Source organism: Pseudarthrobacter sp. AB1, assembly GCF_014926485.1.
Classification (GTDB): Bacteria; Actinomycetota; Actinomycetes; order Actinomycetales; family Micrococcaceae; genus Arthrobacter.
This window is the reverse complement of the sequence record NZ_PZKO01000067.1, coordinates 52,302-66,323: the sequence shown is the minus strand read 5'-3', so window position 1 is coordinate 66,323 and position 14,022 is coordinate 52,302. Positions and strand designations below refer to the sequence as shown.

Below are 14,022 nucleotides of genomic sequence, written 5' to 3'. Positions count from 1 at the left end.
TACCCCTAGGGGGTATATACTTCTACATGTCGGAAGGAGCTGCTGTGAACCACACTGTCGATGATGCCGCCGGCGCGGCTGTTGCGTCGCCTCACGGGTACGCCGCGGACAAAGAGGCATACCTGCGACGACTCAAACGCATCGAAGGCCAGGTGCGCGGGATTGCCCGGATGGTCAGCGAGGATTCCTACTGCATTGACATCCTGACCCAGGTCGCGGCCGTCACTAAGGCCCTGCACGCGGTCAGCATCGGGCTCCTCGATGAACACATCGGCCATTGCGTCGTCAGCGCCGCAGCCGAATCGTCCGAAGCCGGGGATGCCAAAGTCAGGGAAGCGTCAGACGCCATTGCCCGTCTGCTGCGCTAGGAACGAAGGAGAAAATCATCATGAGCGTCAATACCACCGTCAATATTTCCGGCATGGACTGCAGCCACTGCGTCGCTTCCGTGACCGAGGAACTTCAGGAGCTTGACGGGTCCAGGAGGTCGCCGTGGAACTGAACAAGGACGGCATCTCCGTTGCCAATATCACCTCGGCGGGCAAGCTCGACCCGGAGAAAATCGGCGAAACCGTCGCAGAAGCCGGCTACCTCGTAGTAGCCAGCGAGGCCTGAGTATGGACTCCGACGCCGCGTGACCAATACGCGCATCATTGAACTGGACATCCAAGGGATGACCTGCGCTTCGTGTGTTGCGCGGGTGGAACGGAAACTGGGAAAACTCGACGGAGTCCAGGCGAGCGTCAAACCTGCCCCTTGAATCCGCCCAGGTCACGGTGCCGGATGCCATCACCGACCAGCAGATCCTCGACACCATCACCGCGACCGGATATCACTCCTGGCGCCTGAGCGCCGTGCGCCGTGCAGTGAACTCCTGCTCGTCGATTTCCCCCCGGGCGAAGCGCTCATTGAGAATACGCTCGGCGTCGTGGTGCGGCGGCCGCAGAGCGGCCGGTCCCTCACCCGGATGGGTCCGCCGGACCAGGAGCACAACGACAGTGACCACCCCGCCCCAGAAAATCAGCATCAACACGGCCATGGCCACCCACGCGCCGACACCCCAGCCATTCCCGTACCAGCCATCCATCATGATCAGACCTCCTCCAAGGACACTATGTTCGCATCGCTTCCCGGAACAGGGCCCAACGGCCCTGCGGGTATACATAGTCGCATCATGGGCCGGGGGCGGCCAGCCACGCTCCGATGCGTACGGGGACGCAAAAGGCAGGCAGCGGCGCCCGTTTCGCTTCCCATGAGCCTCCGGTCCGGAGGCCGGGCGGGTCTCAGGCGGTTTGGAGCTCTTTCAGGGCTGCGAGGAGCCTGTGATCGGCGTCCGAGGCGACTTCGGAGACGGCCGGGGCGTCGCTGAGCTGCACCATGGTCTGCGGGTCGATGGTCTGGATGACGGTGGTGCCGTTGTCCGGTCCGCGTCTGATGACGACGTTGCAGGGCAGCAGCAGTCCCATGTCCGGGTCCGCGGCGAGAGCTTTCTGCGCCAGGGCAGGATTGCAGACGCCCAGGATGAGGTAGTCGCCCAGGACCTGTCCGGCGTCGGACCCGAGCTTCGTCTCGAAGGTGGCGCGGACATCGATTTCGGACAGCACACCGAAGCCCTGCCCCGAGAGGGCTTCACGGGTCCGGGTTACGGCTTCTCCGTAGGGCAGGGCGACGGTGATGGTGTGTGCGTAGCTCATAGTGGTGCTCCTTCATCAGTTTTCTCAGGCGTGCAAAGGCTGCGAAGACGCTGTGCTACCGGGCTTCGATCAGGCCCATCATGCCGCTGTCCTCGTGGTCGAGGATGTGGCAGTGGTAGACGGTTTTGCCGGTGAAGTCATCGAAGGCGATCCGGACCCGGACGCTGCTGCGGGCCTGGACGTTCACCACATCCTGCCACACGGGACTGTCCACGGGCCGTCCGCCCTGTTCGATGATCTGCATTGGCCACACGTGCAGGTGCAGGGGGTGGTCCATCGGGCTCGTGTTCCTCAGGGTCCACTCCTCGACGGCACCGGCGGGGACGGTGGTGTCGACCCGGGCCGGGTCGAACGGCCTTCCGTTGATGGTGAAACTCATCATCCCCGACCCCATGCCACCGCCCGTGCCCGAGCCGCCGCTGTTCATACCCATACCCATGGCGAAGACCAGTTCCCGGTGCGCGGTGACCGCAACAGCCCGCAGGTCCCGCGGCGCCGGCTGCGCCGGGACCGGTCCCGGCGCCCCGGCCGGTGCGCCGGCAACGGCCAGGGTAGCCAGGACCGTCCCGTCCGGCCCGGGCGGGGGTTGCCCGCCTCCGTTGTTGCCGCCCATCATGGATCCTATACTGCCCCTGTCCACGGGCAGGGTGCGCAGCACGGCCGCACCCTCCGCCGCGGTGACGAGCAGGTCCGCCCGGTTGCCCGGGGCCAGCAGCACCTCGTCAACGTCCCGGGGTTCCTGGTAGCGGCCCGAATCCAGGCCCAGCAGCTGCAGGTCCTGGCCGTCGAGGCGCAGTTTCAGGTACCGGGATGTGCAGGCATTGATGATCCTCCACCGCTCACGCTCGCCCGGCCGGGCGGTCAGAGCCGGGTTCAGCTGCCCGTTGACCAGAACCAGGTTCCCTTCCCGGCCCATCATTTTTTCCATCGCGGACACGGCGGCGATGGATCCGCCACCGGTGAGGGAGATGTCCGAGATGACCAGGACCCGTTCCCGGCTGACGGGCACGGGCTGGGGGTCCTGGACGATGATCGCCCCGTACAGGCCGCCGAAGATCTGGTCGGCCACGCTTCCGTGGCGATGCGGGTGGTACCAGTACACGCCCGGCGGATGGTCCGCCGAGAGCCGGTACGCATAATCAAAGGACGTTCCCGGTTCGACCGAAACCAGCGCATTGTCGCTGTTGCCCTGCGGGGAGACGTGCAGCCCGTGGACGTGCAGGTTGGTCGGATCCCCCAGCCTGTTCTCCAGCGTCACATTCACCCGGTCCCCGGGCCGCAGGAACAGGGTGGGGCCGGGCAGGGACCCGTTATAGGAGAAGACGCTGGCGTCCCTGCCTGCCACCCGCACCTGGCCCAGGGCCGCTGACAGTTTCACCTGAAGCCGGCCGTCGGCACTGTGCAGGGCCTGCGGCTCACTCAGGTCCTGCCCACCGGCAGCCTGAAAGCCCGTACCCTGGCCCCACAGCAGGCCCGCCGCACCCGTCGCGGCGGCTGCAGCGCCCGCACCTCCCAGCATCAGGGCACTGCGACGGCTGAGAGGCTGCATCAGGTGTCGTCCCCGAGGACTTCGAGCCGTTCACGGTATTCTTCTGTGCTCAATTCTCCCCTGGCGTACCGTTCGTCCAGGATTCGTCGGGCGGCACTGGCGCCCGTAGCGGGCCCGTCCGTGCCAGGGCCCTCCCCGCGGCCGGTTCCGCCACGGTTCATGCCGCCGTAGAAAAACCGTGCGGCGAGGATTACCAGCAGGACGATACCGACAATAAGGAGCGCCCAGAACAGCCACGTCGAGCCCATCATCGAACTATATCCGCCCATCATTTTTCTTCTCCGTTCCTGGTCCACCGGCCGCTGTCCCTCCGGCCGCCTCGGGAGTCGTGGCAGTTCGTGGCCGGGACCGGTGCAACGATGGCGAGCAATGACGCCGCCGTATCGGACCCTAAGGTCCAGGCCACAACCGGCACGGGCCACAACGCCCCCTCCGTGGGTTTGGTTTTCGGTTGGTTGCGGCTCAGGCGAGGGACAGGAAGAGTTTTTCCAGGTCTTTCTTATTCATGCTGGCATCTTCCCTGGTGATGCACTGCTCCAGGCCGGTGGCGATGATGGCGAATCCTGCCCGGTCCAAAGCCTTCGAGACCGCTGCGAGCTGGGTGACGATGTCTTTGCAGTCACGGCCCTCTTCGAGCATGCGGGTGACGGCTGCAAGCTGGCCCTGGGCCCGCTTGAGCCGGTTGACCACCGGGGTCAGTTCTGTCGAATCGAGTTGCATGGCGGGCTCCAAATGTGGTGGGTGCTTTGCTAATTATATACCCCGGAGGGTATAACGGCCAGCGGTGGCCCGGCCGCACCGGGTAAGGAACGGGGACGGGGCGGCGTCTAGATGTGCTGCCCCGACAGGTTGGTTAAGCGCCTGATGGGCGGATGGCCTTCGATTGCCGCCGGACTGCTCGACAGGCTTCGGTCAGAACCGTTCCGGCTGCTCGCCAAAGTTGAAGTGCCGCCCGCTGATCCGCGACGGTTTGATTTCGACATAGAAGTCTTTGAACGTGGGCACCCACGTCTTCAAGTTCAGCGCCTCCGCATCGGCGATCTCCTGGCTCAGGGTAAGCACGCGGGCCGTTCCCTTGACCACTACGCTCCAGGCTTCCTCGCTGGTGATGCCGTCGGCTTCGAACAGCACGTTCTCATTGATGGTGAGCTCGGCGAGCTTGGTGCCGGGGGCCGTGCGCAGCAGCAGGACGCCGTCGTGGGCGCGGTAGTTGATCGGGAATATATCGGTCTCGCCTGCGGCGGTCAGGACAATGCGCCCGTGCTGGGTGTTTTCGAGCAGCTTCCAGGATTGCTCTTCGTCAAGGACAAGGATCGGGTCGTCGTGTGTGAATAACATGGGGCCATCCTTCTACGGTTCGTAGAAAAATGTAAGGGGTATTCGCGGTTCCATGTCGGAGGTCCATAGGTCCCTTTCGGTCCGGAACGGTTTTCGGCGTCTATATGGGGGCTAGGGTGGGCGCTGTCGGCAATGGCCGCGAAGAGCCTGTCATGAGTCAGAACAGTTCTCGCAGCACCCGAAACGTGGGAGGGGTCCTAAGCAGAACTTGATCAATGCGAGCGTTGGACTGATCCGGTCCGCACCACGGACAATGTCGTATCCGGTTGGCGGGTGGGACATCAGCGCCTGGGACTCCCCGTCGATAAACCATAAGTACTTCACTGCATTGGCGCGGTTCCTGACCAGCAGATGCGATGGACAGCGCCCCGACCATCATGGCGGAAGCCCTCACTTCGGTAGGTATTAGACCGACACGCATATCAGCGCGAACGCGGGAACCGGTCGCGAACGGACCTGGACGCCGCGAAGGCCAGGGCCCAGGGGCGGAGGTGGACGGGCGGGCCTCGCTGCGATCCATCTCACTTGGCCGGCGGCGGCAACGCACCCGGCAGCGGCGCCGGGTGCACTGGAGTGCAGCTACGATGAAGCCGTGCGCTGTACATCCAGGAACCGATAGATCTCCGAGAGATTCAAAGGGCGGAACACCGTGCATCAAGAACGACAGACCATGAACCAAACGGAAAAAAGACCCAGAATAGTCGTCGGAGTCGACGGAAGTCCCCCATCGATCCTGGCCTTACGCTGGGCCGGTGCCCTCGCACCCCTGCTGCAGGTGGACATCAGAGTTGTGACCGCCTGGGAATTCGAGATTCCCTATGGCCGGCTTACCCCCGCTGTCGCGGACCCGGATCACGTCGCCCGGGGTGTCTGTTCCGAAGCCGTCAGCAAAGCCTTCGGCTCCGTCCCTCCCCCGGACCTGGAGCTGGTCATACGGCAGGGCCCTGCCACCAAGGTCCTGGTCGACGAAAGCCGGCAGGCCCAGCTGCTTATCCTCGGAAGCCGCGGCCTCGGCGGGCTCGAAGGCTTACTCATCGGCGCCGTCAGCGCCGCGGTTGCAGAACATGCGAAGTGCTCAGTGCTGATCGCACATGGCACCGAACTGCCACCTGCACTCGCGGCGACGCCCGGGACAAATTGGGATCATATCCCCAAGACACCAGATAAAGGGCGGAACCATGCAGGAGTCTAAAAACATCGTCGTTGGCTACGACGGGTCAGTGGAATCCGGCCAGGCAGTCCGCTGGGCGGCGAGACAAGCCGTCCTCCGCAGTTGCGGGCTGCATCTGGTGCACTGCTCCCTGTGGCCGCTGCTGACCCACGACCTGGGTCCGGTCCCCGGCGTGGCAGACAGCGGACTCGAACGTTCCGGCGAGATTGCCCTTGACGAGGGCCTGGCCCTGGCGAAGGACGAAGCCCCCGCCCTGGATATTAAGACCAGCCTTCTGTATGGGTGGGCTCCGGAACATCTCCTGAAACTTTCTGTCGGTGAGGTGATGCTCGTCGTCGGAAGCCGGGGTATCGGCGGTTTTATGGGCCTCTTGGTCGGATCCGTGAGTCTGGAAATGGCGGCGACGGCCAGTTGCCCGGTTGCCGTGATCCGTGCCGGTGGCCACCCTGAGGGGCCCGTCGTCGTCGCGGTGGACAGTTCCGGCTCGCCAGCGGCACTCAAGGATGCGTGCGCTCTGGCCTCCCTGACGGGCGCGAAACTGACCATCGTCCACGTCCAACACGCCCCTGCTGGTTTCAAGTTGCTTCGGGACCCGGCAGAGGATAGTCACCCCAGCACCCAGGAACTTCTCGACTCAGTCCTGCACAGTGCCCGCGAGACCACACCCGGAATCAGCATCGAGGGACAGTTGCTGACTGACGCCTCCGTCCCCAGGGCCATCCTGGAAGCCGCACGCGGCGCCAGCATCACCGTCGTCGGGACCAAAGGCCACGGACTCATCAGAGGCACCATCGGCTCTACAGCCCATGCCGTCCTGCACCATGCCAAGGGCCCCGTCCTCATTTCCCGACGCCGTGCCACCCCGGAAGACGGAGAGGAAAACCGCAACCCGTCCCTGTTCAACAGGCCGATGGTGGACGGACGGTCTAAGGTCCCAGATGTCAGGGCGTGATGCCCATTCAGGAGTCGGCGCATCGATGATCGCTTCCCCGACCGGTGGGCTCGTACGCGTGCACGACCCTTTCGCCCGGCCGGCCGCCGAGGTGCTCGCGGAGCTGGGCTCAAACCATCATGGCCTCAGCGCCGGTGCCGCAGAACAGCGCCTAGCCGATTATGGCCCGAATCGGCTGGCTGCGGCGGCCGCGAGGAACCCGGCGCTGCGGTTTCTGAACCACTTCAACGACGTGCTCATATATGTGCTGCTGGCCGCTGCCGTGATCAAACTGATCTTCCGAGATTGGATCGATGCCGCGGTCATCATTGCTGTTGCCGTGATCAACGCTGTGATTGGGTTTTTGCAAGAGGGCCGGGCCGAGAAGGCCCTGGACGCTATTCGCAAGATGCTCTCCTTGCACGCCCAGGTCCGCCGTGACGGGGTATGGGTTGATCTGAACGCGGAAGCGCTTGTTCCCGGGGACATTGTGCGGGTCAAGTCCGGTGACAAGGTGCCCGCCGATATTCGACTCATTGAGGCAACCAACCTGCGCGTGGAAGAATCCGCCCTTACCGGTGAGTCAGTTCCCGCCGATAAGAAGACCGGTCCGGTGCCGACGGACGCTGGCATTGGCGACCGGCACAGCATGCTCTTCTCGGGTACCATCGTTGCTGCCGGCCGCGGCACAGGAGTTGTTACGGCCACTGCCGCAGACACTGAGATCGGGCGCATCCAGACCTTGATCACAGGGGTGCAGAGCCTCGACACACCGCTCACCCGGCAGCTTGACTCCTTCGGGAAGAAGCTGTCGCTACTTATAGTCGGCGTCGCCGCGATCATGCTCGCGATCGGTCGTCTCCTGCACGATCAAGACGGAAATGATCTGCTGTCGGCGGCTATTGGGTTCGCGGTCGCGGCCATCCCCGAGGGACTTCCGGCCCTCGTCACCATCACCCTCGCTCTCGGTGTGCATCAGATGGCCAACAGGCGGGCCATCGTCCGCAACCTGACCGCGGTCGAGACGCTCGGTTCGGTCACCACCGTCTGCTCCGACAAGACCGGCACGCTCACCCGCAACGAAATGACAGTACGTATCGCCGTCACCCGACAGGCGCGATACCCGGTCTCCGGCGTCGGTTACGAGCCGGTCGGCGCGATCATCCTCAACGGCGAAACCGCCACACTTGGCGCCCACCCCGATCTGAACGAACTCGTCACGGCCATGGCGGTGTGCAATGACGCCCGCGTCATGGAGGAAGGCGGCCAATGGCGGGTCGTCGGTGAACCGACCGAGGGCGCACTGCGCACCCTCGCCGTGAAGGCCGGATTTGATTCCGCCGCACACGAGCGAGTCGCCGTCGTGCCGTTCGAGTCCGACAGCAAGTTCATGGCCACGCTGAACCGAACCCGCGAGGGACACCTGGGCATTTTCCTTAAAGGCGCTCCGGACGTGTTGCTCGGTCGGAGCAGCCACCAGCTCGGCGCCGACGGGCAGCCGGAGCCGCTCGATGCGGATTTTTGGGATACGTGTGTCGATGATCTCAGCGCGCAAGGCCTGCGCGTGCTGGCCGCCGCCAGCGCCGTCGCCGCCGACGGTATGGCCGACCTGAACGTCGGGGACGTCGACGACGGCATGCTGTTCCTTGGAGTGGTCGGCATCGTTGATCCTCCCCGGCCGGAGGCGATCGAGGCGATCGCCACCATGCACGCCGCCGGCATCCGCGTGAAAATGATCACCGGCGACCACGCGGGCACAGCTCGGGCAATCAGCCGCGAGATGGGAATCACCGATGGCGCGCACTCACGGGTGATAACCGGTGCCGAGCTGGAGGCCATGAGTCAGGACCAACTCATCCGGGTTGTGCGCGACGTGGACGTCTATGCGCGTACCAGCCCCGAACACAAACTCCGTATCGTCAAGGCACTGCAAACGCACAAAGAGGTCGTTGCGATGACCGGTGACGGTGTTAACGACGCACCCGCCCTCACCCGTGCTGACGTCGGCGTGGCCATGGGAATCAAGGGCACAGAGGCGACTAAGGAGGCGGCCGATATCGTCCTCGCTGACGATAACTTCGCCACCATCGAACGTGCCGTCGAAGAGGGGCGGCGCATCCGCGACAACCTGCAGAAGTCGATTATCTTTCTCTTGCCCACGACGGCGGCCCAGTCGATGATCATCCTTGTCGCCGTGTTATTCGGATTCACTTTGCCGCTACAACCGACGCAGATCCTGTGGATCAACCTGATCACCGCGATCACCCTCTCGCTCGCCCTCGCCTATGAGCCGGCCGAGCCCGAATTGATGCTGCGCCAGCCGCTCAAAACCGGCGGATCTCTCCTGGACCGGGCTTATCTGGGACGAATTGTCTGGGTAGCGGTGCTCATCAGTGGCGCCACCACGGCAGTGTTCTTTCTCGAGCTCGCTGCCGGTGCTTCCTTGGCAATGGCGCAAACGACCGCGGTGACCATGCTCGCTCTCAGTCAACTCGCCTACTTATTTAACTCACGCTTCGTACGTGCCTCCAGCCTGAACTTGGCAGTCCTGCGCCGAAACCCGGCGATCTGGATCTGCGCCGGTGCGCTCCTGACATTACAGCTCGCGTTTGTCTACGCTCCGTTCATGAACCTCTGGTTCCACTCGGCCCCGATCGGTTTGTGTGAATGGGGTTACACGCTCGGCCTGTCGGTCGCGATATTCCTGCTCATTGAAGCAGGTAAGGCAATCGAACGGGTGAATGAGCGCCGGCAGCTGTGACCAAATCCGAAACGCTTCGGCACTACCGCTCTAGAGCTACTCCGGTACAGATACGACCGAAGCAAAGTCTCACTCATCCTGATCGGCATGCCGATCGCGGACGGAGACCTGCGGCGAATTTTTTCGTTTGAAACGGTGCCAGCGGGTTAGCCAGGGGTCGCGCCCCCTGGGACGGCAGACAGGGCAGGACCGGCCGGGCAGGATGGTGGAGGTGACCCGATAATCCCACACCATTGGCCTGTCGGCCCGGATCCACCAGCGAGATATTCGACGTTCTACGAGCCGGCCCCAATCCCGGAAACCCGGGGCTGCAATTACGGCCACCACACATAGGATTAATCATGACCGAGCATGCACACCACTCCCAGGAGACCGGGACGGCCGAGCAGGTCAAGGATCCCGTCTGCGGGATGACCATCGACCCCCACGCCACCGGACACCACACCGAACACCAGGGAGATACGTACTACTTCTGTTCGGCCGGATGCCAGGGCAGGTTCGTGGCAGATCCGGGCCGGTACCTCCACGGCACCGGCCCGTCCGGGAGCGTGGCCCCGGCGAACGACGGGGAGCTCGATTACACCTGTCCTATGCACCCTGAAATCCGGCAGGCGGGGCCAGGCTCCTGCCCGATCTGCGGGATGGCCCTGGAGCCGGTGGTCATCACGGCCGACAGCGGACCCAACCCCGAACTCGGCTATATGAGCCGGCGCTTTTGGGTCGGCCTGGCCCTCACAATTCCGGTCTTCATCCTCGAAATGGGCGTGCACCTCTTCCCCGCGCTGCACGAAGTGGTACCGCCGCGGCTCTCCGCCTGGATCCAGTTCTTCCTGGCCACACCCGTCGTCCTATGGGCCGGCTGGCCCTTCTTCGTCCGCGGCTGGGCCTCGCTCCGGACCATGCAACTGAACATGTTCACGCTGATCGCGATCGGCACCGGCGTCGCCTGGCTCTACAGCGTGGCTGCCATCTTCGTGCCCTCCGCCTTTCCGGAGGCGTTCCGGGGCATGGACGGCAGCGTCGATGTCTACTTCGAGGCCGCCGCGGTCATCGTGGTCCTGGTCCTGCTCGGCCAGGTACTCGAGCTGCGGGCCCGGGAGCAGACCTCCGGCGCCATCAAGGCCCTGCTGGACCTGACACCCAAGACCGCGCGGCGGATCGGAAGCGACGGCGTCGAGCTGGAAGTGCCGCTGGGCCTGCTGCAGGTCGGTGACCGGGTCCGGGTCCGGCCCGGGGAGAAGGTCCCGGTCGACGGCGAGGTTGTGGAGGGGCGCTCCACGCTCGATGAATCCCTTATCACCGGCGAATCGATGCCCGTGACCAAGCAAGCCGGGGACCACGTGGTCGGCGGCACGCTGAACCAGACCGGAGCGCTGGTCATCAGCGCCGGGAAACTGGGCAGCGACTCCATGCTGGCCCGTATCGTCGCCATGGTCGCCGCCGCCCAGCGGTCACGGGCCCCGATCCAGGGCCTGGTCGACAAGGTCTCCGCCTGGTTCGTTCCCATCGTCATCGCCATCGCCGTGGCCGCCTTCATCATCTGGGCCCTGGTTGGACCCGAACCCCGGATGGCGCACGGACTGATCGTGGCCGTTTCCGTGCTGATCATTGCCTGCCCGTGCGCCCTGGGCCTGGCCACGCCGATGTCCATCATGGTCGGCGTCGGGCGCGGCGCAGGACTGGGCGTGCTCATCAAGAACGCCGAAGCCCTCGAACGCATGGAAAAAGTCGACACGCTGGTGGTCGACAAGACCGGGACCCTGACCGAGGGGCGGCCCTCCGTCACCGCGATCGTCACGGCCGCGGGCTTCGAGGAACAGGACGTGCTGCGCCTGGCCGCCGCGGTCGAGCAAGCCTCCGAGCACCCGCTCGGCCTGGCCATCATCGAAGCCGCTCAGGGCGCCGGCATCACCATTCCCTCCGTGGAGGAATTCGACTCGCCGCTGGGCAAGGGCGTCGCCGGAACGGTGGAAGGACGGCGGGTGACGCTGGGCAGTGCACAATTCCTGGCTTCCGGGGGCGTGGGGACCGACACGCTCGCAGCGCGCGCCGACGAGCTGCGAGCCGACGGTGCGACCGCCATCTTCGCCAGCGTCGATGGGCTCCTTGCCGCGGTTTTCGCCATCGCGGATCCGGTCAAGGAAAGCACCCCCGCCGCGCTGGCCGCCCTGCGGAAGGAAGGCATCCGCGTCCTCATGCTCACCGGGGACAACCGCACCACCGCCGAGGCGGTCGCCCGGCGGCTGGGCATCACGGAAATCGAGGCCGAAGTGCTCCCCGATCACAAGAGCGCCGTGGTCGAGCGCCTGCGCAGCGAAGGACGGATCGTGGCGATGGCCGGGGACGGCGTCAACGACGCGCCCGCCCTGGCCGCGGCCGACGTCGGTATCGCCATGGGTTCCGGAACCGATGTGGCGATCGAAAGCGCCGGCATCACCCTGCTCCGGGGGGACCTGACCGGAATCGTGCGGGCCAGGAAGCTCTCCGAAGCCACCATGGCCAACATCCGCCAAAACCTCGTCTTCGCGTTCATCTACAACGCGGCCGGGATCCCACTCGCCGCAGGAATCCTCTACCCCGCGTTCGGCCTGCTACTCTCCCCGATCGTCGCCGCCGCCGCGATGGCGCTGTCCTCCGTCAGCGTCATCACCAACGCGCTGCGCCTGCGCGCCATGAAAATCTGACCCGCACCGGCCGCGGGGCAGCACCCTACCCCGCCGGCCCGGGCTGCCGGCCGGAACCTGATCCGCCCCGTGGGTGGCATGGTTCCCGGTTCACCCCAAGGGGCGGAAAACTTCGCTTCGGCAGAGAACGCGGCCAACTGCCCGGATCAGTCATCCAAGGCAGCGCCTTGGTGCGGAGCAGGACCGGGCACTGCTGACCGGTTATTCGCCGGCCGAACGCTTGGCGCCTTCGGCAGGGGTCCACCATGTGTTGGGGGGAGCGACGGTGAACCGGCGCCCTGAGATGGTAGCGGGTACGACCCGTACGAAGTGGTCTTTCCTGCCTGCCTGCCACGGAAACAGCGGCAGCGAAAAGGTGCTCAAAACGTCCTCGGTCTGGGTCAGAAGCTCGGCTTTGCCCCTGATCACCACGCTCCAGGCCACTCCTGTTTCCGGAACCCCGTCGGCTTCCATGGCGACCGGGAACTCTGCCAGGGCCGCTTCAAGCTTCGTCCCAGACCCTGTCCGGAAGACCACCGTTCCATGATCCGTGGTGTAGTTGACCGGAAAAATATCGGGCCCGTCTCCATGCCATACGGCCAGACGGCCCACAGACACCTGCCGCAGCAGACTCCAGCACTCCTGGCTTTCCAACAGCTCTGTCCCGGGCACCGCCGGCTTGTTCTCCATACCGCCGATCCTAAGCTCAACCGTCGTCAAGGGACAGGGGCGCTGAAGGATCCCTTGCCGGGAATTGCTCACGTCCACGGTTCCCGTATCTGGAAGGAGGGCCCGTTGCGCTGGAGGCAGACGGACTCAACCCCTACGGAACGATTGCCTGGAGCGTCGTGGTGAAAGGCCATCCTGACGTGGTCGGAGAGGATGAGGACGCTCCGGAGGCGGCGGAGCACAGGGTCTCGCCGTGGGGGCCAGGGGTGAAGGATCACCTGGTCCGTATCACGCCCACGGAAGTCAGTGGCCGCCGTTTTGTTATCAGTCATACCAGACGATGGTGGCCGCCCCTGGAGTCCTGAGGCGGGGCAGATGCCCCGTCCTGTGCATCTCCCAGTGACGGGCAAGAAGGGCTGTCTTGACAGTATCGACCGCTGATCCGCGGTAGTCCGCCACCGCAGATGCAAGGGCGATGTTTTCAACCTGACAGCGCAGGGAACCTTGTTCGTCCAGCCGCACTGGACGGCCGCCGGGACACACTGCTTCCACCCGTTGCCTGACTAACGGAGGGAGGGAACCATGCTGCGACGGTTTCTTACGGGCGGCGCATGGGTCTTGGGGCCCTGTTTGGGCAGAGCAACCCCCCGTAGGATCTCCTCATGACCGACAAGAACATAGTGCCTGAGGCAGAGATTCTCGATCCCGACGATTGTTGGAGGCTGCTGGGTGAAACGACCGTGGGTCGGCTCGCGGTCATCGTCGATGGCCATCCCGACGTCTTCCCGGTGAACTTCACAGTGGACAACCGGACACTCGTCTTCCGCACGGGCAGCGGAACCAAGCGGCAGGCGATTGAAGCCGACGCCGTCGTTGCTTTGGAGGCGGATGCCGTGAGCGCCGAATTCGGCCTGGCCTGGAGCGTTGTGGTCAAAGGTCGGGCTGAGGAGACTACGCCCACTGGTCCGGCCATGGACGAAATCCGCCGCGGACTTTTTCCTTGGCAGGGGGTTGGACAAGACCATCTGATCCGGATCGTTCCCCGGTTGGTATCAGGCAGGCGCTTCAGCGTCACCACGCCCATGTTGTGGCGCACGTCCTTGAACGAGGCCACCCGCGCAGGACTTGAGTAGCACAGCGGAACTCCAATTGGGCAGCCGAACCTGAATGGTCGCGTTTCAATGCGTTGGGCCCCGAGGTTTCCTGCCGCACGAGGGCCGGGGACGCAAGGACGTCCAGGAGGAAC

16 protein-coding genes and 1 pseudogene are annotated in these 14,022 nt (G+C 64.6%); 10 read left to right on the top strand and 7 right to left on the bottom strand.

Features of this window, described 5'->3' with window-relative positions; genetic code table 11:
* Nucleotides 1-26 precede the first annotated feature (26 nt).
* From DAD99_RS18450 to DAD99_RS22340, 4 genes and pseudogenes are all read left to right on the top strand, one after another.
* A complete protein-coding gene (locus tag DAD99_RS18450; RefSeq protein WP_193342675.1) occupies nucleotides 27-368 on the top strand; it encodes a metal-sensitive transcriptional regulator in 342 nt (113 codons plus the stop codon).
* A gap of 20 nt (nucleotides 369-388) precedes the next feature.
* Nucleotides 389-502, top strand: a complete 114-nt coding sequence (locus DAD99_RS22350) for a heavy-metal-associated domain-containing protein (protein ID WP_375372273.1) — start codon at nucleotides 389-391, stop codon at nucleotides 500-502.
* Nucleotides 493-615 (top strand): hypothetical protein, encoded by a 123-nt coding sequence (locus DAD99_RS22345; RefSeq protein WP_375372272.1) that lies wholly within the window; start codon nucleotides 493-495, stop codon nucleotides 613-615. The genes DAD99_RS22350 and DAD99_RS22345 overlap by 10 nt, the downstream gene beginning before the upstream one ends.
* Nucleotides 616-673: 58 nt before the next feature.
* Nucleotides 674-833, top strand: a pseudogene (locus tag DAD99_RS22340) (heavy metal-associated domain-containing protein); the annotation flags it as partial.
* On the opposite strand, the gene DAD99_RS18435 reads toward DAD99_RS22340, so the two are convergent.
* The 6 genes from DAD99_RS18435 to DAD99_RS18410 all read right to left on the bottom strand — a co-directional run bounded on the left by DAD99_RS18435 (nucleotide 833) and on the right by DAD99_RS18410 (nucleotide 4,581).
* Nucleotides 833-1,090 (bottom strand): SHOCT domain-containing protein, encoded by a 258-nt coding sequence (locus tag DAD99_RS18435; RefSeq protein ID WP_193342674.1) that lies wholly within the window; start codon nucleotides 1,088-1,090, stop codon nucleotides 833-835. The pseudogene DAD99_RS22340 and the gene DAD99_RS18435 sit on opposite strands and share 1 nt — an antisense overlap.
* 193 nt (nucleotides 1,091-1,283) lie before the next feature.
* Nucleotides 1,284-1,694, bottom strand: coding sequence for a DUF302 domain-containing protein (locus DAD99_RS18430; protein WP_193342673.1), 411 nt, complete (start codon nucleotides 1,692-1,694; stop codon nucleotides 1,284-1,286).
* A 55-nt stretch (nucleotides 1,695-1,749) separates the two neighbouring features.
* Nucleotides 1,750-3,243, bottom strand: coding sequence for a multicopper oxidase family protein (locus tag DAD99_RS18425; protein WP_193342672.1), 1,494 nt, complete (start codon nucleotides 3,241-3,243; stop codon nucleotides 1,750-1,752).
* A complete protein-coding gene (locus DAD99_RS18420) occupies nucleotides 3,243-3,515 on the bottom strand; it encodes an SHOCT domain-containing protein (protein WP_193342671.1) in 273 nt (90 codons plus the stop codon). The genes DAD99_RS18425 and DAD99_RS18420 overlap by 1 nt, the downstream gene beginning before the upstream one ends.
* Before the next feature lie 190 nt (nucleotides 3,516-3,705).
* The gene (locus DAD99_RS18415; protein WP_193342670.1) at nucleotides 3,706-3,963 is read right to left on the bottom strand and encodes a metal-sensitive transcriptional regulator; all 258 of its coding nucleotides are present in this window, start codon (nucleotides 3,961-3,963) and stop codon (nucleotides 3,706-3,708) included.
* 192 nt (nucleotides 3,964-4,155) lie between these two features.
* Complete coding sequence (locus DAD99_RS18410; RefSeq protein ID WP_193342669.1) at nucleotides 4,156-4,581, bottom strand: pyridoxamine 5'-phosphate oxidase family protein; 426 nt, start codon at nucleotides 4,579-4,581, stop codon at nucleotides 4,156-4,158.
* Between the two features lie 670 nt (nucleotides 4,582-5,251).
* Here DAD99_RS18410 and DAD99_RS18405 point away from each other — a divergent pair.
* From DAD99_RS18405 to DAD99_RS18390, 4 genes are all read left to right on the top strand, one after another.
* A complete protein-coding gene (locus DAD99_RS18405; RefSeq protein WP_227008231.1) occupies nucleotides 5,252-5,773 on the top strand; it encodes a universal stress protein in 522 nt (173 codons plus the stop codon).
* A complete protein-coding gene (locus DAD99_RS18400) occupies nucleotides 5,760-6,704 on the top strand; it encodes a universal stress protein (protein ID WP_193342668.1) in 945 nt (314 codons plus the stop codon). Before DAD99_RS18405 ends, DAD99_RS18400 begins: the two co-directional genes overlap by 14 nt.
* Nucleotides 6,705-6,729: 25 nt before the next feature.
* Nucleotides 6,730-9,444, top strand: coding sequence for an HAD-IC family P-type ATPase (locus tag DAD99_RS18395; protein ID WP_193342667.1), 2,715 nt, complete (start codon nucleotides 6,730-6,732; stop codon nucleotides 9,442-9,444).
* Nucleotides 9,445-9,785: 341 nt separating this feature from the next.
* Nucleotides 9,786-12,128, top strand: coding sequence for a heavy metal translocating P-type ATPase (locus tag DAD99_RS18390; protein ID WP_193342666.1), 2,343 nt, complete (start codon nucleotides 9,786-9,788; stop codon nucleotides 12,126-12,128).
* Nucleotides 12,129-12,329: 201 nt separating this feature from the next.
* Here DAD99_RS18390 and DAD99_RS18385 read toward each other — a convergent pair whose 3' ends face one another.
* Nucleotides 12,330-12,797: a pyridoxamine 5'-phosphate oxidase family protein gene (locus DAD99_RS18385; protein ID WP_193342665.1), complete on the bottom strand. Its 468-nt coding sequence runs from the start codon at nucleotides 12,795-12,797 to the stop codon at nucleotides 12,330-12,332.
* 89 nt (nucleotides 12,798-12,886) lie between these two features.
* Here DAD99_RS18385 and DAD99_RS18380 point away from each other — a divergent pair, with 89 nt between their 5' ends.
* Both DAD99_RS18380 and DAD99_RS18375 read left to right on the top strand, forming a co-directional pair.
* Entirely contained in the window at nucleotides 12,887-13,141 is a 255-nt protein-coding gene (locus DAD99_RS18380; RefSeq protein ID WP_193342777.1) for a pyridoxamine 5'-phosphate oxidase family protein, read from the top strand.
* A 297-nt stretch (nucleotides 13,142-13,438) separates the two neighbouring features.
* Nucleotides 13,439-13,909 (top strand): pyridoxamine 5'-phosphate oxidase family protein, encoded by a 471-nt coding sequence (locus DAD99_RS18375; RefSeq protein ID WP_193342664.1) that lies wholly within the window; start codon nucleotides 13,439-13,441, stop codon nucleotides 13,907-13,909.
* The last annotated feature ends 113 nt before the right edge of the window (nucleotides 13,910-14,022 follow it).

Excerpts from the sequence above, each read along its gene's own strand:
- DAD99_RS18405 (WP_227008231.1), top strand. The coding sequence starts at position 5,252 with ATGAACCAAACGGAAAAAAGACCCAGAATAGTCGTCGGAGTCGACGGA.
- DAD99_RS18425 (WP_193342672.1), bottom strand. The coding sequence starts at position 3,243 with ATGCAGCCTCTCAGCCGTCGCAGTGCCCTGATGCTGGGAGGTGCGGGC.
- DAD99_RS18400 (WP_193342668.1), top strand. The coding sequence starts at position 5,760 with ATGCAGGAGTCTAAAAACATCGTCGTTGGCTACGACGGGTCAGTGGAA.
- DAD99_RS22350 (WP_375372273.1), top strand. The coding sequence starts at position 389 with ATGAGCGTCAATACCACCGTCAATATTTCCGGCATGGACTGCAGCCAC.
- DAD99_RS18390 (WP_193342666.1), top strand. The coding sequence starts at position 9,786 with ATGACCGAGCATGCACACCACTCCCAGGAGACCGGGACGGCCGAGCAG.
- DAD99_RS18430 (WP_193342673.1), bottom strand. The coding sequence starts at position 1,694 with ATGAGCTACGCACACACCATCACCGTCGCCCTGCCCTACGGAGAAGCC.
- DAD99_RS18385 (WP_193342665.1), bottom strand. The coding sequence starts at position 12,797 with ATGGAGAACAAGCCGGCGGTGCCCGGGACAGAGCTGTTGGAAAGCCAG.
- DAD99_RS18415 (WP_193342670.1), bottom strand. The coding sequence starts at position 3,963 with ATGCAACTCGATTCGACAGAACTGACCCCGGTGGTCAACCGGCTCAAG.
- DAD99_RS18395 (WP_193342667.1), top strand. The coding sequence starts at position 6,730 with ATGATCGCTTCCCCGACCGGTGGGCTCGTACGCGTGCACGACCCTTTC.
- DAD99_RS18375 (WP_193342664.1), top strand. The coding sequence starts at position 13,439 with ATGACCGACAAGAACATAGTGCCTGAGGCAGAGATTCTCGATCCCGAC.
- DAD99_RS18450 (WP_193342675.1), top strand. The coding sequence starts at position 27 with ATGTCGGAAGGAGCTGCTGTGAACCACACTGTCGATGATGCCGCCGGC.
- DAD99_RS18435 (WP_193342674.1), bottom strand. The coding sequence starts at position 1,090 with ATGATGGATGGCTGGTACGGGAATGGCTGGGGTGTCGGCGCGTGGGTG.
- DAD99_RS18420 (WP_193342671.1), bottom strand. The coding sequence starts at position 3,515 with ATGATGGGCGGATATAGTTCGATGATGGGCTCGACGTGGCTGTTCTGG.
- DAD99_RS18410 (WP_193342669.1), bottom strand. The coding sequence starts at position 4,581 with ATGTTATTCACACACGACGACCCGATCCTTGTCCTTGACGAAGAGCAA.